This window comes from Streptomyces sp. NPDC048612, from assembly GCF_043199295.1.
GTDB lineage: Bacteria > Actinomycetota > Actinomycetes > Streptomycetales > Streptomycetaceae > Streptomyces.
This window is the reverse complement of sequence record NZ_JBICVV010000026.1, coordinates 85,981-102,246: the sequence shown is the minus strand read 5'-3', so window position 1 is coordinate 102,246 and position 16,266 is coordinate 85,981. Positions and strand designations below refer to the sequence as shown.

Genomic DNA, 16,266 nt, shown 5'->3' with positions numbered 1-16,266 from the left:
GGAACAATCAAGCATGCGTGCATGATTTTTTTCCCGTCAGCGCTCCCCCGTCTGGCGGAGGTACCTGCTACTCGCGGAGGAGGCGTCTGCCGCACTCGGCGACAGAGGCTTGATCAGTGCCGTCCGCGGGAGTCGTCCCGGCGAACTGTCCTGGGACACACCGCGGGTGACGGCATGTCATCTACGGAAGGTCCTGAAGATGCGCATCACCCCTAAGCGGCGCGCGGCAGGGGTCGGAGCGGCCGCTGTCGCCCTCCTCCTCACCTGCGGCGGTGCGGCAACGGCCACTCCGTTATCGGCCGAGCCGACGGCAGCCCCGGTGGCCGCCCGGTACAAGACCATGGCGGTGGCCAGCGTCCACGGCGCCAGCGTCTACGCCGGGCCGTCCTCGGACGCCCGCAAGTTCAGGAAGTACCCGCTCGGTACGGCCCTGAAGATCCAGTGCCAGACCACCAAGACGCCGTCCGGGCGCCTCTGGTACCGGCTGTACAACCACATACCGACGTCATGGGTCCACTCCAGCCACTTCGCCTCCCCCGTGCACCCGCCCAAGGAGTGCTACCCGTAACGGGCGGCCGCGGGCGGCCCATGGCTCAGCTGTGGGCCGCCGCGCTCCGTACCGCCCCCACGCTCGCGATCACGACGAGGCCGATCGCCAGCACCTCGGCCCAGCCCAGCGCCTGGTGCAGGACGAGGAATCCGGCGGTGGCCGCGGCGGCCGGCTCCAGGCTCATCATCACCGCGAAGCCGGAGGCCGGGAGCTTGCGCAGGGCGAGCAGTTCCAGGGTGTAGGGCAGGACGGACGACATCAGGGCGACCGCGGCGCCCAGGCCGAGCGTGACCGGGTTCAGCAGTGCGGAGCCCGCGCTGAGGATGCCGAACGGCAGGCTGAGCAGTGCCGCGACGGTCATCGCCAGCGCCAGTCCGTCCGCCTGCGGGAAGCGCTGTCCCGTACGGGCGGAGAGCAGGATGTAGGCGGCCCACAGCCCGCCGGCCGCCAGCGCGAACCCGGCACCGGCGAGGTTGAGCCCGTCGAACCCCTCACGCCCCAGCAGCACCACGCCGCCCAGCGCGAGCGCCGCCCACAGCAGGCTCAGCACCCTGCGCGAGGTCGCCACCGACAGGATCAGCGGCCCGAGGAACTCCAGGGTGACCGCGGCGCCCAGCGGAATGCGGTCGATGGCCTGGTAGAAGAGCGAGTTCATGCCGGCCAGCGCGACACCGAAGGCCAGCACCGTGGCCCAGTCGCCGCGGGAGTGCCCGCGCAGTTTCGGCCGGCAGAACACCAGCAGCACCAGTGAGGCCACCACCAGCCGCAGGGTGACCACGCCCAGCGCACCGGCCCGCGGGAAGAGCAGCACCGCCACCGACGAGCCGAACTGCAGCGACACGATTCCGCCGATGACCAGCGCCACCGACGTGATCCGCCCACGGGCACCCGCCACACCGGCGCCGCCCGCCTGCGCCTCCGCCGTCAGCACCTCGGGCGAGGGCGGTATGGGGTGCACGAACCCCCCGTCGTCGGCGCGCACGGTGTGGACAGGGGTGGCGGGCGTACCGCCATCGGGGCTCTCGGGCGAAGCATTCACGCCACCACGCTACGGCCCGCCCTTCCGGTCCGTGAAATGCCGTTTCCCCTGTTGTTATGCTCCGCGCGCATGAGCATCGAGCTCCGACATTTCCGCTGCTTTCTCGCCATCGCCGACACCCTGAGCATCACCCGCGCCGCCGAGCGGCTGCATCTGACCCAGCCCGCCGTCTCCCGCACCCTGCGCCAGCTGGAACACGCCCTCGGCGTCCGGCTCGTCGACCGCTCCACCCATCACCTCGCCCTCACCCCCGACGGCCTGGCCTTCCGCGACCGGGCCGCGGTCGCGGTCACCGCCTTCGACCGGGCGCTCGGCTACGCCCATCACACCGGCTGGCCCCTGCGGCTGGGCCACGCCTGGTCGGCCGCCGGTACGGACACCACCGCGCTGCTCCGCCGCTGGCACGAGGAGCACCCCGGGACCCCGCTCGAACTCCTCCGTATCGACGACCGCACGGCCGGGCTGACCCGCGGCGAGGTGGACGCGGCCCTGCTGCGCGGCGAGGTCCGCGCCCCGGGCCTGATCACCGAGCTGCTGACCACCGAGCCGAGAGTGGCCGGTCTGCCCGCCGACGACCCGCTCGCCCACCGCGCCGCGCTCGCCCTCACGGACCTCGCCGACCGCACCATCGCCGTCAACACCGTCTCGGGCACCACCACCCTCGACCTGTGGCCGGCCGCCGCCCGCCCCGCCTCCACGATCACCATCGGCAACACCGACGACTGGCTCGCCGCCATCACCGGCGGCCGCGCCGTGGGCGTCACCACCTCCGCCACCGCCGAGATGCACCCCCACCCGGCCATGGCCTACGTCCCCCTCACCGACGCCCCGCCGGTCCCCGTCGTCCTCGCCTGGCGCGACGGTCCGGGCCACCCCCGCATCCCGGACCTGATCAGGCTGGCCCATGAGGTGATGGGGCGGTGATCGGGCGGGCGGCACTTTGGCGCGGGCCTCAGCGGCGCCCCCGCCCCTTCCCCGTCACAGCGGCTTGAGCCGGGCGCGCAGGAGGCAGAACTCGTTGCCCTCGGGGTCGGCCAGAACGTGCCAGCCTTCGTTGCCGGTCTGGCCGACGTCGACGGGCCGCGCGCCGAGCGCGAGCAGTCGTTCCAGCTCGGCGTCCTGGTCGCGGTCGGTGGCGTTGACATCGATGTGCAGCCGGAGCTTCGCGGGCCGGGGGTCACTGCTCGGACCGAACACGAGGGTGGGCTGCGGACCGCCGAACCCGGCATCGGGCGGGCCGATCTCGATACTTCCGTCGTCCTCCCGGCCCAGCTCGGCGTAGCCGAGGACGTCACTCCAGAACGCGGCCAGCCGCTCCGGTTCCGCGGCGTCGATGACCAGTTCACTGATACGGCATGCCATGGCCGTCACTGTACGAGAGGACGCGACGGCCGGGGCCGGCTCGGACCGCCTGCGACGGTCCGGTCGGGTGCCTGGGTGCGCGGCACCCGGTCTCGTCCCGTCCTGGCTGAGCGGCCGCCGACAGCACAGAGTCGGCACACCCGTGAACCCTGCCCCGGAGGAGCACCCATGTCCCTGTCCGTCCCCGTGCCCAACTCCCCCGATGACGCCGACAACTTCGCCCAGCGCCTGCAGCGCCTGCAGCGCCTGGAGGACAAGGACTCCCTGCGTGCGCTGCTGATCCACGGCTGGCGGGCGCTGGACCGCAAGGACTGGCGCACCTGGATCGGGTGCTGGACCGAGGACGCGGTCCTGGAGTTCGGCCCCTGGGAGCGGGTCCACGGCCGGGAGGCGATCCTGGCCAGGGTCGTCGAGGCCGAGGAGTCGTACGCCAGCATGCAGCACCACATCCTCAACATGGCCTTCGAGACGCAGGGTGACCGGGCCACCGGCATCGGCTACATGTGGTTCGTGGCCGTCGCCGATCCCGGCAGGACCGCCTCGCCGTACGCCATGGGCGGCCCCTACGACTGGGACTTCGCCCGGACCGCCGGCGGCTGGCGCCTGACCCGCCAGCGGCTCGGCGTTTGGTGGACCACCGGCCAGGACACGCTCGGCTCCTTCACCTCTCCTTAGGCGTGGTGTCCGGGGTGAGCCGGTCGAAGGCGACCAGCAGTTGTTCCGGGCCGCGCAGGATGGCGTTCTCCCGGTACGGCGGCGGGTCGGCGACCAGGCGCGGCGAACCGAGCCTGCGGGCGAGGGCGGTGAGCGCTATCTGTGCTTCGGCGCGGGCGAGGGTGGCGCCGATGCAGTAGTGGAGGCCGCCGCCGAAGCCGAGGTGGGCGTTGTCGCGGCGGTCGGGGACGAACCGTTCGGGGTCGTCGAAGCGGGTGGCGTCGCGGTTGCCCGCGGCGAGCAGGAGGCGGATGCGGGACCCCTTGGGGATGGTGGTGCCGCCGAGGTCGATGTCGGCCAGCGCGCTGCGGCCGGACATCTGCACCGGCGGGTCGTGGCGCAGCACCTCCTCCACCAGTGGGGTGGCCAGGTCGGGATCGGTGCGCAGCCGGGCGAGGACGTCGGGGTTGCGCAGCAGGGCGAGGGTGCCGTTGGCGATGAGGTTGACGGTGGTCTCGTGACCGGCGATCAGCAGCAGGCCGAGGGTGACACGCAGCTGGATCGGTCCCATGACGTCGTCGGGGTCCTGGTGGAACATCAGACCGGACAGCAGATCGCTGCCGGGGTCGGCGCGGCGCCCGGTGATCAGCCCTTCCAGGTACTGGACCAACTCGCCGCGCGCCTGGTCGAGTTCGCGGATCTCCTCTTCCGTCTGGGTGTCGATGGGGTCCAGGCCCCGGGTGAGGCGGCGGGCGAGGCTGCCGAAGAGGGCCTCGTCCTCGCGGGGCACGCCGAGCAGTTCGCAGATCACCGTGACCGGCAGCGGGTAGGCGAGATCGGCGACGACGTCGAGCTGCCCGGGGTGGTCGCCGGTGTGGGCGTCGAGAAGCCCGTCGACCAGTTCGCCGAGGTGGTCGCGCATGCCCATGATCCGGGGGATGAACTCGTCGGTGACGACCCGGCGGAGCTGGTCATGGAGCGGCGGGTCCTGCATGAGCAGGCTCCTGGCGGGCTTCGGGACCTTGTTCCGCGGGTCGAGCCGGTCGGCGCTGCTGCGCGGGTCGTGCAGCAGCTGCCTGATCTCCCGGTGGCCGCTGACCAGCCAGGAGCCGTCGTCCATGCGCGTGACCGGTTCCCGGCCGAGCTGCGCGTAGTACGGGTAGGGGTCGGCGCGGTGCTCGTACCGCAGGACCTGGGCGAAGAGGTCCGTGGCCGAAGGGGCGGTGGAAGTCGTCATGAGAGGTCTCCGTTCACCGGTGTGCGGTCGGGGCCGGCGTGAGCGCCGACGGCCTGCTGATGGCGTGTTCCGGGGAGCCGCCGGCGTCGCGGCCGGGGAATGCGGCGTCGACGGGGTCGAGCCGGTCCGGTCCGTCGGTCGCGCCGATCTCGGGCGGGAACGGCGCGCGGGCTTCGATCAGGGCCGCGTAGCCGTCCAGCACGCGCGGGGAGTCGACGGCCACGACGCCGACCAGCCTGCCCTTGAGCCCGTAGGCGGCGACGAACCGCCGCTGGTCGAGGGAGCCCTGGGTGACGACGACCTGATCGGCGACGGCGGGCACCCCGACGGACTTGAGGTAGCGGCCGAACTGCTGGGACCAGAAGGCGGGCAGCGGCTGGTGGTCGCGCCGTTCGGCCGGGTCATGGGTGAGGTTGTACGCGGCGGTGCGGGCCTGGGCGAGGGCGTTGTCCCAGTGGTCCAGGCGCAGCAGCTGCCCGGGGTAGAGGGGGTGCGGCCAGCGGGCGACGTCCCCGGCGACGAAGACCTCGTCGGCCGGGTTGCCGTCGGCGGTCACGGCCCGGCAGTGCCCGTCGCTCACCACGCCGCGGTGGTCGGCGGCGAGCCCGGAGCCGGCCAGCCACTCGGTGTTGGCCACGGCGCCGGTGGCGATCACGGCCACCTCGACGCCCATCACCGTGCCGTCGGACAGCACCGCCCGCCGCAGCCGGCCGCGGGCATCGCCTTCCAGGCCCTGCACCGTGGTGTTCAGCCGCAGATCCGCCCCGGCCTCGTGGTACCAGTCGGCGGCAGCCCGCCCGACCACCCCGCCCAGCGCACCGGCCAGCGGGGCCGCACTGCGCTGCGTCACCGTCACCGGGATGCCCAACTCCCGGCAGGAGGAGGCCACTTCACCGCCCGTGAATCCGGCGCCGACGATCAGCACCCGGGACGGACCGGCGGCGAGGACGCCGCGCAGCCGCTCGGCGTCCTCGCGGGTACGCAGCACGTGCACACCCTCCAGACCGCCGCCCGCCTCGACGGGCCAGCGGCGCGCCCGGGTGCCGGTGGCGATCAGCAGCCGGTCGTACTCCAGCCGCCGGCCGTCGGCCAGCTCCACTCGGCGGGCCGGCACATCCAGCCCGGTGGCAGGGGTGCCCAACAGCCAGCGGGCGTCGACGTCACGCACCCGGGGCAGCACGATGTGGTCGGCGCTCAGCCGTCCGGACAGCACCGCCTTCGACAGCGGCGGCCGGTCGTACGGCTCGTGCGGCTCGTCCCCGATCAAGGTGAGCTCCCCGGTGAACCCCTCGTCCCGGAGGGCTTCGGCGGCGCGCAACCCGGCCAGCGAGGCGCCGACCACCACGACCCGTCCGGTACGCAGCCCCGCTGCGCCCGCGGCGGTCACCGGCCGTCTCCGCACACAGCGGGCGCGACGGGCGCGGATTCGGTGGCGGCGTACGCGACGGGCGCGGATTCGGTGGCGCCGCATGCGACGGGCGCGGGCTCGGTGGCGCCGCTCAGCGTGATCGCCTGGACCGGGCAGGCCGCGGCGGCCCGCTCCACCTCGCGGCGGGCGCCGGCGTCGGGCGCGTAGTCGTACTCCAGCGATTCCTCACCGTGGAACCGGAAGACCGTCGGGGCGGCGTAGACGCACTGTCCGTAGCTCTGGCAACGGTTCAGATCCACCACGAGCCGCAGCGGCTGCGGCGGGGACTGGGTGCTCATCTCTTCCCTCTCCTCGCTGGTCAGGGGCGTATCACGGCGGCGCCTGCGGGAGGTGCGGTCAGCCGGCGGCGGCCCCGGACTGCGATAGCGAACAGAATTCAAATAGTGACCGCTATTCGGACTGTACACGCTATCCGAGCGTTGACATAGTGATCCCTATCCGAATAGCCTCGGCAACATGAACGCTGAGAGTGCTGAACCCGCCCGCCGGCGCCTGAGCCGGGCGGAGGCCAAGGCCCGCACCCGGGCGCTGCTGCTGGACGCGGCGGCCCGGGTCTTCGCCCGCAAGGGCTTCACCGGCGCCTCCGTGGAGGAGATCGCCGAAGCGGCGGGATTCTCGATCGGCGCGCTGTACTCGAACTTCGGCAACAAGGAGGCGCTGTTCCTCGAACTGCTCGCCGACCGCCAGACCGACCGCATCGCCGAAGCCGCGCAGGCGGTGGAGCGACACCCGGCAGGTACCGGCGAAGCCGCCGCCGAACTCGGACGGCTGCTGATCGACGTCGCCGACAAGGACACCGACTTCGCGCCGCTCCAGGCCGAGTTCTGGCTCTACGCGGTCCGCAACCCCGCCGTCCTGGACACCATGGCGGCCAACCTGCGCGCACCCCGCCGCGCACTGGAGCAGGTGATCAGCACGTCCCTGGCCCAGCAGGACGCCCCCGCCGGCGTCTCCGCCGAGGCCGTGGCCACGGTGGTGGCGGCCCTCTTCACCGGCCTGGTGCGTCAGCGGCGCATCGACGCCGCCAGCGTGCCGGAGGAACTCTTCGGGGAGGCCCTGAAGTGGCTCTTCACCGGCATCAAGGCCGGCGGGACGGCCCCTTCCGACACCGAGTGATCCACACCCCCGCGTGCCCCGCATCCGCGAGCGGCCCGCGACCCGCAGGAGCGCACCGGCCCCGGCAGCGATGACGGCACGTCACTGAGCCTGCTGTGGGGCGTCGGCACACACCCCGACGCCCCACAGCGCCCCGTGAACGCCTCCCCGCTTCCCCGAAGGACCCACCTTCATGAACGCGCACCGCACGACCACCGCCGACGACGACACGGCAGCTGCCGACGACACGGCAGCCTCCGACGACACAGCGGCTTCCGCCGCCCGCAAACTGCGCCTGCGCTATCTGGCCGCCGGCCTCTGGATAGCGTTCACCTGGATCGGCGAAGGCAACGCGCCGGCCTGGGAACACGCCCTGCGCACCCTCGTCATCCTGCTGATGCTGCCGCCCCTCCTCCTGCGGGCCAACCGCCAACTCACCCACAAGCTCTACGAGAGCACGCACCCCGGACGGGTCATCGCCCAGCTGATCACGGCCAGGATCGTCATCATCACGGTCGCCTTCGGCACCAGCATCCTGCTCGGCCGCCTACTGGACCCGGGTGCCGCCCACCCCCCGGTCCTCCCGGCCATCGGCTTCGCGCTCCTCCTTCTCAGCATCCCCGCCCAGATCCGCCACGCCCACCGCACCCGGGCCCGCACCACCCACCCCGCGGCCCAGCCCACCTTCTCCGCACCACGCCTGATGGCCGTCAAACTCATCAAGGTCACCGCCGCCCTGGTCGTCCAACTCCTCCTGACCCCGTACCTGGACAACGCCACCTTCGTCGTGGCAGCAGCCCTCTTCCTCACCACCGCCACCCTGGGCCCCACGATCCACCGCGGCTTCCTGATCACCCACCCCGCGACCCAGCCCGAGGAGCCGGAGCGGGTGGCGGCCTGAGGGAGCTCCACGCTCCCGGCCCTACACCCTGCGGTACGCCCGGAGAAAGGTCCGCACTCCCTCGACGACGAGTGGCCGGACGCGGGTGTCCTCCGCGGCGTTCGCGGAACCGAGCCTGTCCAGCGCGACGCCGAAGGTCAGCGCGATGAACTGGTCGGCCGCGAGGCGGGGATCGGGCACGTCGAGCAGCCCGGCCGCGGCGAAGGCGGCGAAGCGCTCGGCAAGTGCCTCGTCCGGGGCGTCGGCCATGGAGTTGTAGCCCCGGTGCGGCAGGTGGCCGGATTCCACCCGGACCAGTCGTTGCAGCGTGACGTACTCCGCCGAGCCGAGCATGTCGGTCGAGATGCGCATCGAGAACGTGACCAGCGCGTCCTCAAGGTCGGCGACCTCGGTGAGGCCGGTGAGGGTGTCGTCGAGGGTGCGCCGGACCGTGGTGATCAGTGACTGGCCGACGGCGTCGACGACTGCTTTCAGCAGCGTCTGCTTGTCGCCGAAGTAGTCGTAGACCGTCCGCTTGGACACCTCGGCACGGGCGGCGACCGCGTCGACGCTGGACCGGTCGAAGCCGTCTGCGAGGAACAACTCCCGGGCTGCCGTGAGGATGGCGGCCCGCTTCCGCGCTGATCCCTCGCGCAGTGTCTTCGTGGTCGGCATGGGCACATCGTACCCTTTCTACACTGCACGGTGTAGTGTAATACTGCCTTGGCGGGCGGGTGCCGCACTCGTACACCCGCCGCGCCCGGCGAAGCCGTGCATGCGCCAACTCGGGTACGGCTGCCACGAGTTCACCCCGCCGGACGACCGCTGACCCGTCCGCAACGCACCCTGCACACCGCACCGCACCGCACGTGAACGGCCGCCGTGTCCGCGCCGGGCCCGGCAAGACGGCAGCGGACCCGGCAAGACGGCAGCGCTACGCGATGCGTACGGCCGACCCCTTACCCGCCGGGCAATGACGGAAGGATGTCCATGACCGCAACTCTGGCCGCTCCCCCGCTCCGCATCGGGAAGGCCGCCGTCGGGGCCCTCGGCACGCTGGCCGTCGCCACCGGTGCCTTGGAGTCGGTGGTGACGCCGACGCTCCCGCTCCTGCAACGCGAGCTGGATATGAGCCCCGCCGAAGGGGCGTTACTCAGCATCATGCTGCTCATCACCGGCGCGCTCGTCACACCGGTCGCAGGCAAGTTGGGCGACCGCTACGGCGGGAAACGCGTCCTGATCCGGCTGATGGCGGTGGTCTGTGCCGGTGGTCTGGTGTCCTCCCTGGCGCCGAACCTGCCGGTGCTGCTGCTCGGTCAGGTACTGCAGGGCGCGATGGTGGGCGCACTGCCCCTGTCGTTCATCCTGGTTCGCACGCACCTCCCCGCGGGAGAGTCGAAGGTGGCCATCGGGGTGGTCAGCGGGTTATTCGTGGGCGGCGGGATGGCGGGCACGCTGTCGGCCGGGCCGGTGGCGGAAGGGCTGTCCCGACACTGGATGTTCGCGTTGCCGACGATCGCGGTCATCGGGTCCACCCTGCTGGTGAACGGGCTGATGCCGCACGATCCACCAGGCCCGTCGGGCCGTTCGGACGCCGCCGCCGGGGTCGACTGGCCCGGCCTGGTCCTCCTGAGCGGGACGCTCGCCACGCTCATGCTCCTGCTCGCGCTGGCGCCCGACATGAGCTCGCGGCCACTCGTGCTCGGCGCCCTCCTCGTGGTGCTGGCCGCCTTCGTGACCGGATGGATAGCCGCCCAGCGCCGTGCGGCCTCGCCGATGATCGATCTGCGCATGCTGGCGCGGCCCGCGGTGTGGAAGGCGTGTGTGCTCACGTTCGTGATCTGCGTCGGCACCTCGGTGGCGGTCTATCTCGTCCCGCAGCTGTTCGCGGTGTCCGCCGACGGGTACGGATTCGGGGCCAGCGCCACCGAGATCGGCTTCTTCCTGCTGCCCGGCGCCGTGGCCGCGTCGCTGGCCGGGCCGGTCGGGGGGATCGGGGCGCGGCGTTTCGGCTCGCGCGCGGTGGTCACCGCCGGGATCGTCATGATGACCGCCGCCCTGATCGCCCTGGCAGCCGTGCACACCGAGGTCTGGCACCTCGTCCTCGGCAAGATGCTGATCGCGCTGGCCAACGGCCTGTGCGTCACGGCGATGGTGACGAGCACCGCCACATCCGTCGAGCGGAGCGACACCGGCATCGCCACCAGCCTGGTCCTGGTGACTCGGGTGCTCGGCTACGCCGTGGGTGTGCAGGTCAGCGGCGCGATCCTCACCGCCGGCCCCCCTTCCGGATCGGATGTTCCGGCCGAATCGGCCTTCGTCACCGGCTTCCTCATAGCCGCCGCCCTCACGGCGCTGTCCCTGCTTGTTGTCCGCACCATGAGCAAAGGAGCCAAGAAATGATCCCCACTGACCTGTTGAGGAATGTCCGTACCACGTCGCGGCGCACAGTCCTGGTGTCCGGGGCCGGCGTCGCGGGGTCCGCCCTCGCGTTCTGGCTGAACCGCTACGGATTCGCGGTCACGGTCGTCGAGAAGGCAGGCGCACTCCGTGCCGGTGGTTACCCCGTCGACGTGCGCGGCACCGCCCTCGAAGTCGTCCGGAGGATGAGAATCCTCCCGCAACTACTGGACGCACATATCGACTTGAGCCGGCTGACCTTCCTCGACGCGGACGGCGGCAAGGTGGCCTCGGTCGACCCGCACACCCTCACCGGGGGCGTCGCGGGACAGGACCTGGAGGTCCGGCGCGGCGACCTGAGCGACGCGCTGTACACGGCGGTCCGTGACGACGTGGAGTTTGTGTTCCACGACTCCATCAACGCCCTCGACCAGTCCGGCCACGGCGTCGACGTCACCTTCCGCGGGGGCGGCAGGCGTACGTTCGACATGGTGATCGGTGCGGATGGTCTGCACTCCCGGACCCGCACGTTGGCGTTCGGCCCCGAAGAGCAGTTCCACCGCTACCTCGGCTACTGCTTCGCCGGGTTCACCCTGCGCAACACCTTCGGGCTCTCCCACGAGACCGTGCTGTGGAACACCCCGGGGAGGGCCGCGGCACTCTACGCGGTGGGAGACCACGACGATGTGCACGCCCTCCTGAACTTCGCCCACCCGGAACCGCCGCTCGACGCGTTCCGGAACCCGGAAGCCCAACGGGACCTGGTCGCCGCGGTGTTCGCAGACGCGCGATGGGAGGTCCCGGGCATGCTTGCCGCCCTGCGCGACGCGGATGACCTGTTCTTCGACGCGGTCAGCCAGATCCGCATGCCCCGCTGGTCCAGCGGCAGGGTCGCGCTGGTGGGCGACGCCGCGTACGCACCCTCGTTCCTCACCGGACAAGGCACCAGCCTCGCGCTCGTCGGCGCGTACATGCTCGCCGGCTCCCTGGCCAACCGGAACCACACTGCGGGCTTCGCCGCCTACGAACACCACACCCGTGAGTTCGTGACCGCGAACCAGGACCAGGTCGGCGAGGGCGACGCCACACTCTTCCCGACCACCGCCCGCGCCCTGGAGCAGCGCAACGACATGCTGCGCAACCTCAGCGCGATGCCCTCCACGGAGGGACGTCCGGCGCATTCGGCCCTCGCTCTGCCGGAATTCGCATGCGGACCGATGAGGTGAGCCAGGGTGCGTGCCGATGGGGGCGTCACCGGGGGGCGGGGCCGGCGGTCAGAAATCCGGCTGCCGGGTCGGCGGTCGGAAACCCGGCGCCCGGCCGGCCCGGCAAGCTTCCGCCAGGGCAGTACGGCCCACCCCAGGGCAAGGAGGCTCCACTCCGAGACGGGCCGGGGCGGGCCGGGGCGGGCCGGTGCGGCCTGCGACAGACGGGCTACCGCAACGGGCACGCAAGATCACTCCGCACCCGATGCGGACTACAGGCGATCAGATTCAACGAAAGAAACCGCCCACCGCTCACCCACCAGCCCCCGACCCGGTCCTCACCGACGGACAGGACACGTACGGTCTCCTCGTACGACGGTTTCGGCGCGTACGAGCCGACGAAGAGGCCGGAGTAGTGGGCGAGTTGGGCGGCGTACCACTCAGCCGCCCCCTTCGGCTCCTCGAAGGTCGCCTCGATCCGGTCCGCCGGCTTCAGCAGCCAGTCCGCGCACTGCAACGGCATCACCTGCGCGGACCGAAACTCCGGGTGATCCGGGCGCCGGTGCGCATCCCCCGGCTTCACGAGGACATCGCCGCTGCCGAGCCAGACGTAGGCGTGGTGGTGGGGTCCGGTCATCTCGCTCCCTGATGTCGCACGTTCCACTCCGTGAACTGGTCCGAACGGGCGGCCCCCACCCGAGGTCCGGGCCGGGACCGCCCACGCTTCACGGACTACTGACGGCCACAGCCCTGACCGTCACCGCACCCTCCGTTGGGGTTGCCGCCCTGGTTGTCGTCCTCATCGCCGCCGTACTTGACCGGGCCGAAGCGGTATCGCATGGTCATCTCCTCAGGTGCTGAGCCGCCGCGCGGTCGATCCGCACGCCGCCGTGCACATGCGAGGGCCCCTCGTGGGCCCACCCGCTCCGGCCGTGTCCTGCCGGGGAATGACGGCTGGAGCGGGAGTCTTGGTGGGGAGCCGCAGGCCTGACGGAAAGCCCTTCACAGCTTCGGCTGATGCCTCGCCCGATGGCGCGCGATGAGGACGCGGAAGTCGCTCACCTTGCTGAGATCCCGCGCCGCTGCGGCCTGCTTACGGGCGCGCTCCAGGTCCTGACAGGTGGTACAGCGCTGCGTGTCCGGTGTGGTCATGGCAGGACGCTAGGAACCAACAGGTGGGAGCCGCCAGGAAACTTTCTCGAAGTTTCGCGCGCCACGACTGCGCTTTCCCTATCCTTCTTACGCAGCTGAGCGCACCCTGTACCGCCGGGCTTCGAGCCCCTGAATCCTGGACGAGTCAGTCCGAACGAAGGGACACGATCATGAGGCGACTGCGCTTCAACGGCACCGGCAGCGGCGTGAACGGATGCTCGTCCATCCATGAAGATCTCGACACTGGAGAGATCGTCGTGCACGGCCCGCCGCTCACCGACCCGGAGGACACCAGCCAGCTCCGGCACCTGTCCCCCGGCGAGACCGCCATCGTCGTACCACGGGAATTACTGATCGACTTCGGCCCCAAGGAAGCTGCCCGAGTGCCGAACATCATCGACCTGAGTGAGTTCGATCAGCTCTTCACCACATTCGAGCACACAGCCTGGCGGCTTGAAACTCGCCGACGCTATGCGAGCGACGAAGTTACCGACACCTACGCTCAGTTCACCGGAGGACAGCCGGTGGTGTGGGACGGAGTCGACGCCGAGTGGTGCGCTCAGCGCAGGGAACAGTCTGCCCTCGGCAAGCGCTTCGAGCGTGTCCGCATCGTCGACACCCCTCCGACTACGGGCCAGCTCTACCTGCTCGACAACGCGAAGCGGAACAGCGCCGTGGGCGAAGACATTCGCAACCTCTCGCGCGCCGAGGCCGAGCAACTCCATTTGCCAGCAGAAGACTTCTGGCTCTTCGACTCCCGACTCGTCGCCCTGCTCAATTTCGACGATTCGGACAACCTGATCGATGTCGAGCTGATCACAGAGCCGGCGGCCGTCAATCGCTACGCCCAAGTGCGCGATGCCGCGTCACACCACGCCGTCCCCTACAAGGAATTCGCAGCGAACGTGACGGCAGCAACCAAGGAGTGAGCCTGTACCCGTGAGTACCGACTTCCAGCAGGCACGAGAGTCCCTGGGTGTTCGCCTCAAGGAGCTCCGCCACTCGTGCCCTGGAGGCCCACTCACCGGTGCTCAACTCGCCGAGAAACTCAGGTGGCCACACTCCAAAGTCAGCAAACTGGAGAACGGTCGACAAACCGCTACCTCCAACGATCTGCGAGCCTGGGCAGAAGCCACCGGCCAGCCGAAAGCAACAGAAGAACTGACCTCTCGGCTGGTCGGCCTGGAATCGCACGTGCGCTCATGGCGTCGCCAGCTTTCCTCGGGCCACAAGGCGGTACAGGTAGGAATCAATGCGGAATTTTCGCGTACTTCCGTATTTCATGCCTGGGAAGGCGCCATGATCGTGGGGCAGCTTCAGACAGCCGACTACGCACGACACATCTTCACGCGCTATGCCAACCTGCACGAGTCGCCCCGCGACACCGAGGACGCGGTTCGAGCACGCTTGCAAAGACAGGAAGGCCTTTACCAGGCGGGGAAGAAATACCGAATCATCATGTGGGAAGCGGCGCTACACACCCTGGTCTGCCCACCCTCGGTGCTCGCCGCTCAGCTCGACCGTCTCGCGGGTGTCATCGGCCTCGACACGGTCGAATTGGGGATTGTGCCGTTCAGTGCACCGCTGAAGATCCCGCCGGCCAACGCCTTTTGGGTACTGGATGAGCGGGTCGCGATCGTCGAAGACTGGCACGCGGAACTGTGGCTGGACGATACGCCGAGCATCACTACATACATGAAGGTCTGGAACACGCTTCAGAGCTCGGCGGTCTACGGCGCCAAGGCGCAGAACGTCATACACGCGGCCCGCCGAGCTCTCAACGCACACTGATTCCAGGTAGTTCAGCGAACTCACTCAGAGCCGAAGGAAGTCCAAGGAGGCCTTACGTGTCCACCCTCATCGACCTGAACGAGTTCGGGAAGCTCTTCCGCACCTTTGAACACTCCGCATGGCGCCTGGAGACGCGCCACGGCTACGCCTCCGACCGTGCGGACGACACCTACCGCGAGTTCGTCGATACGGGCACAGTGTCATGGGATCTCGATGACGAATGGTGCAGGAACATGCGCGCGCAGACAGCGGCCGGTAAGCGCGTCGGCCGGGTGCGCATCGTTGATAGTCCTCCGACTACCGGCCAGCTGTATCTATTCGACAACGCGAAGCGTAATGCAGCTACCGGAGAGGACATGCGTAACCTCTGGCGCGCCGACGCTGAGCGACTTCAACTACCCACCGAAGACTTCTGGATCTTCGACTCACGGTTCATTGCCCTCTTACATTTCGACGAGGCAGACACGCTCCTCCGCGTCGAACTGATCACAGCACCGTCAGAGGTGATGCGGTACGCCCAGGTACGCGACGCCGCGGTTCATCACTCCTCCCCCTATGAAGAGTTCGCGGCACTGGTAGCCGCAACCGAGGAGTGAAAATCGCACCCGATAGCTCGGTTCCCTATGACGCCCCTACTGGTTGCACAAGGACGCACACGATGCCGCAGTCGCCGAATTCCGAGTCGACATACACCGAGTGGCACCACAAGGTACGCGACGGGCTGAAGCCGCTCCAGAACACTTTGGTCCAGCTGTTCCAAGAGACCCAGCTGTTTCGTGTCTACTCCTCCACCCTCATGCCCGGCCTACTGCAGACTGAGGGCTATGCAGCCGCAGTACTGCGTACTGTCGCCGACTTTCAGGAACTCCCCTTCGACGACAGTGCGGAGGCTGCGCGAGCCCGGGTCGAGCGCTCCCGCGTCATCCATGACCCAGAGCGCCGATTCGTTCTGCTCATCGAAGAGGCAGTGCTGCACCACCGGCTCGGAGACACGGAGGTGATGGCTGCTCAACTGGACTACCTGCTGACCACCGACGCCCTGCCCTCCGTGTCGCTCGGGATCATCCCGATGGCGACGCGCAAGCGGGTGCAGTGGGCACGTGAGACGTTCCACGTATACGACGAAAACCTCGCGTCGATCGAGCTGGTGTCCGCGAAGTTGAACATCACCCAGCCCTCCGAAATCGCCCAGTACCTGAAGGCGTTCGAACAGCTAAGCAGCATGGCCGTGTACGGCGCGGAGGCACGGGCGCTCATTTTGAAGGCGCTTGAAGGGCTGCACTGAACCCCACGGGCGGCATCGGCAAAGCCGAACGGGGATCTCGCGCGGCGGCCGTCGCGTGGCGCGAGTCCTCGTCCGGTCGGGGCCGAGCCGCCGCTATCCCTCGGCCTCGCCGGTCTCCCCCGCCCCGGACGGGTGTGCCCCATCAGCAGGAAGAGGCCCCTGGGCGTCGTCCGGGGCCGCCGTCGCC

General features: G+C 69.9%; 18 protein-coding genes and 1 pseudogene. 11 read left to right on the top strand and 8 right to left on the bottom strand.

What is annotated here, in order from left to right:
- Positions 1–199: 199 nt before the first annotated feature.
- Entirely contained in the window at positions 200–568 is a 369-nt protein-coding gene (locus ACGFN2_RS30630; RefSeq protein WP_362609546.1) for an SH3 domain-containing protein, read from the top strand.
- Between the two features lie 25 nt (positions 569–593).
- On the opposite strand, the gene ACGFN2_RS30625 is transcribed toward ACGFN2_RS30630, so the two are convergent.
- Complete coding sequence (locus ACGFN2_RS30625; RefSeq protein WP_393365850.1) at positions 594–1,478, bottom strand: DMT family transporter; 885 nt, start codon at positions 1,476–1,478, stop codon at positions 594–596.
- Between the two features lie 180 nt (positions 1,479–1,658).
- Between ACGFN2_RS30625 and ACGFN2_RS30620 the strand changes: the two genes are divergently transcribed.
- A complete protein-coding gene (locus ACGFN2_RS30620; RefSeq protein WP_362609543.1) occupies positions 1,659–2,513 on the top strand; it encodes a LysR family transcriptional regulator in 855 nt (284 codons plus the stop codon).
- 54 nt (positions 2,514–2,567) lie between these two features.
- Here the strand turns inward: ACGFN2_RS30620 and ACGFN2_RS30615 are convergent, their stop codons facing one another.
- Complete coding sequence (locus ACGFN2_RS30615) at positions 2,568–2,951, bottom strand: VOC family protein (RefSeq protein WP_362609541.1); 384 nt, start codon at positions 2,949–2,951, stop codon at positions 2,568–2,570.
- 168 nt (positions 2,952–3,119) lie between these two features.
- Here ACGFN2_RS30615 and ACGFN2_RS30610 point away from each other — a divergent pair, with 168 nt between their 5' ends.
- Positions 3,120–3,626, top strand: coding sequence for a nuclear transport factor 2 family protein (locus tag ACGFN2_RS30610; protein WP_393365825.1), 507 nt, complete (start codon positions 3,120–3,122; stop codon positions 3,624–3,626).
- Here the strand turns inward: ACGFN2_RS30610 and ACGFN2_RS30605 are convergent.
- Genes ACGFN2_RS30605 through ACGFN2_RS30595 form a run of 3 tightly spaced genes read right to left on the bottom strand, consistent with a single transcriptional unit; the run spans position 3,613 to position 6,549 of the window.
- Complete coding sequence (locus ACGFN2_RS30605) at positions 3,613–4,842, bottom strand: cytochrome P450 (protein ID WP_393365823.1); 1,230 nt, start codon at positions 4,840–4,842, stop codon at positions 3,613–3,615. The two genes, ACGFN2_RS30610 and ACGFN2_RS30605, sit on opposite strands and share 14 nt — an antisense overlap.
- A 13-nt stretch (positions 4,843–4,855) precedes the next feature.
- On the bottom strand, positions 4,856–6,229 hold the full coding sequence (locus ACGFN2_RS30600; protein ID WP_393365821.1) for an NAD(P)/FAD-dependent oxidoreductase: 1,374 nt from the start codon (positions 6,227–6,229) through the stop codon (positions 4,856–4,858).
- Positions 6,226–6,549: a ferredoxin gene (locus ACGFN2_RS30595; RefSeq protein WP_393365819.1), complete on the bottom strand. Its 324-nt coding sequence runs from the start codon at positions 6,547–6,549 to the stop codon at positions 6,226–6,228. Before ACGFN2_RS30595 ends, ACGFN2_RS30600 begins: the two co-directional genes overlap by 4 nt.
- A gap of 178 nt (positions 6,550–6,727) precedes the next feature.
- Here ACGFN2_RS30595 and ACGFN2_RS30590 point away from each other — a divergent pair, with 178 nt between their 5' ends.
- Together ACGFN2_RS30590 and ACGFN2_RS30585 are read left to right on the top strand one after the other, a co-directional pair.
- Positions 6,728–7,387 (top strand): helix-turn-helix domain-containing protein, encoded by a 660-nt coding sequence (locus ACGFN2_RS30590; RefSeq protein ID WP_362609532.1) that lies wholly within the window; start codon positions 6,728–6,730, stop codon positions 7,385–7,387.
- A 172-nt stretch (positions 7,388–7,559) separates the two neighbouring features.
- On the top strand, positions 7,560–8,267 hold the full coding sequence (locus ACGFN2_RS30585) for a hypothetical protein (protein ID WP_393365817.1): 708 nt from the start codon (positions 7,560–7,562) through the stop codon (positions 8,265–8,267).
- A gap of 21 nt (positions 8,268–8,288) precedes the next feature.
- On the opposite strand, the gene ACGFN2_RS30580 is transcribed toward ACGFN2_RS30585, so the two are convergent.
- A complete protein-coding gene (locus tag ACGFN2_RS30580; RefSeq protein WP_362609527.1) occupies positions 8,289–8,921 on the bottom strand; it encodes a TetR/AcrR family transcriptional regulator in 633 nt (210 codons plus the stop codon).
- A 315-nt stretch (positions 8,922–9,236) separates the two neighbouring features.
- Between ACGFN2_RS30580 and ACGFN2_RS30575 the strand changes: the two genes are divergently transcribed.
- Together ACGFN2_RS30575 and ACGFN2_RS30570 are read left to right on the top strand one after the other, a co-directional pair.
- Positions 9,237–10,649, top strand: coding sequence for an MFS transporter (locus tag ACGFN2_RS30575; protein ID WP_393365814.1), 1,413 nt, complete (start codon positions 9,237–9,239; stop codon positions 10,647–10,649).
- Positions 10,646–11,872, top strand: coding sequence for an FAD-dependent monooxygenase (locus ACGFN2_RS30570; protein WP_393365812.1), 1,227 nt, complete (start codon positions 10,646–10,648; stop codon positions 11,870–11,872). Before ACGFN2_RS30575 ends, ACGFN2_RS30570 begins: the two co-directional genes overlap by 4 nt.
- Positions 11,873–12,080: 208 nt before the next feature.
- Here ACGFN2_RS30570 and ACGFN2_RS30565 read toward each other — a convergent pair whose 3' ends face one another.
- Both ACGFN2_RS30565 and ACGFN2_RS30560 read right to left on the bottom strand, forming a co-directional pair.
- Positions 12,081–12,488, bottom strand: a complete 408-nt coding sequence (locus ACGFN2_RS30565) for a hypothetical protein (protein ID WP_393365810.1) — start codon at positions 12,486–12,488, stop codon at positions 12,081–12,083.
- A 365-nt stretch (positions 12,489–12,853) separates the two neighbouring features.
- On the bottom strand, positions 12,854–13,003 hold the full coding sequence (locus ACGFN2_RS30560) for a hypothetical protein (RefSeq protein WP_393365808.1): 150 nt from the start codon (positions 13,001–13,003) through the stop codon (positions 12,854–12,856).
- Positions 13,004–13,170: 167 nt separating this feature from the next.
- On the opposite strand from ACGFN2_RS30560, the gene ACGFN2_RS30555 reads away from it, so the two are divergent.
- The 4 genes and pseudogenes from ACGFN2_RS30555 to ACGFN2_RS30540 form a co-directional block, all read left to right on the top strand.
- Positions 13,171–13,932: a DUF6879 family protein gene (locus ACGFN2_RS30555; protein ID WP_393365848.1), complete on the top strand. Its 762-nt coding sequence runs from the start codon at positions 13,171–13,173 to the stop codon at positions 13,930–13,932.
- Positions 13,933–13,942: 10 nt separating this feature from the next.
- Positions 13,943–14,794 carry a helix-turn-helix domain-containing protein gene (locus ACGFN2_RS30550; RefSeq protein ID WP_393365806.1) on the top strand — a complete coding sequence of 284 codons (852 nt, stop codon included), beginning with the start codon at positions 13,943–13,945 and terminating at the stop codon, positions 14,792–14,794.
- 56 nt (positions 14,795–14,850) lie between these two features.
- Positions 14,851–15,390: a DUF6879 family protein gene (locus ACGFN2_RS30545; protein WP_393365804.1), complete on the top strand. Its 540-nt coding sequence runs from the start codon at positions 14,851–14,853 to the stop codon at positions 15,388–15,390.
- A gap of 68 nt (positions 15,391–15,458) precedes the next feature.
- Positions 15,459–16,079 (top strand): annotated as a pseudogene (locus ACGFN2_RS30540) (DUF5753 domain-containing protein); the annotation flags it as partial.
- Positions 16,080–16,266: the final 187 nt, after the last annotated feature.

Excerpts from the sequence above, each read along its gene's own strand:
- ACGFN2_RS30565 (WP_393365810.1), bottom strand. The coding sequence starts at position 12,488 with ATGACCGGACCCCACCACCACGCCTACGTCTGGCTCGGCAGCGGCGAT.
- ACGFN2_RS30615 (WP_362609541.1), bottom strand. The coding sequence starts at position 2,951 with ATGGCATGCCGTATCAGTGAACTGGTCATCGACGCCGCGGAACCGGAG.
- ACGFN2_RS30585 (WP_393365817.1), top strand. The coding sequence starts at position 7,560 with ATGAACGCGCACCGCACGACCACCGCCGACGACGACACGGCAGCTGCC.
- ACGFN2_RS30560 (WP_393365808.1), bottom strand. The coding sequence starts at position 13,003 with ATGACCACACCGGACACGCAGCGCTGTACCACCTGTCAGGACCTGGAG.
- ACGFN2_RS30570 (WP_393365812.1), top strand. The coding sequence starts at position 10,646 with ATGATCCCCACTGACCTGTTGAGGAATGTCCGTACCACGTCGCGGCGC.
- ACGFN2_RS30595 (WP_393365819.1), bottom strand. The coding sequence starts at position 6,549 with ATGAGCACCCAGTCCCCGCCGCAGCCGCTGCGGCTCGTGGTGGATCTG.
- ACGFN2_RS30590 (WP_362609532.1), top strand. The coding sequence starts at position 6,728 with ATGAACGCTGAGAGTGCTGAACCCGCCCGCCGGCGCCTGAGCCGGGCG.
- ACGFN2_RS30610 (WP_393365825.1), top strand. The coding sequence starts at position 3,120 with ATGTCCCTGTCCGTCCCCGTGCCCAACTCCCCCGATGACGCCGACAAC.
- ACGFN2_RS30580 (WP_362609527.1), bottom strand. The coding sequence starts at position 8,921 with ATGCCGACCACGAAGACACTGCGCGAGGGATCAGCGCGGAAGCGGGCC.
- ACGFN2_RS30630 (WP_362609546.1), top strand. The coding sequence starts at position 200 with ATGCGCATCACCCCTAAGCGGCGCGCGGCAGGGGTCGGAGCGGCCGCT.
- ACGFN2_RS30575 (WP_393365814.1), top strand. The coding sequence starts at position 9,237 with ATGACCGCAACTCTGGCCGCTCCCCCGCTCCGCATCGGGAAGGCCGCC.
- ACGFN2_RS30605 (WP_393365823.1), bottom strand. The coding sequence starts at position 4,842 with ATGACGACTTCCACCGCCCCTTCGGCCACGGACCTCTTCGCCCAGGTC.
- ACGFN2_RS30620 (WP_362609543.1), top strand. The coding sequence starts at position 1,659 with ATGAGCATCGAGCTCCGACATTTCCGCTGCTTTCTCGCCATCGCCGAC.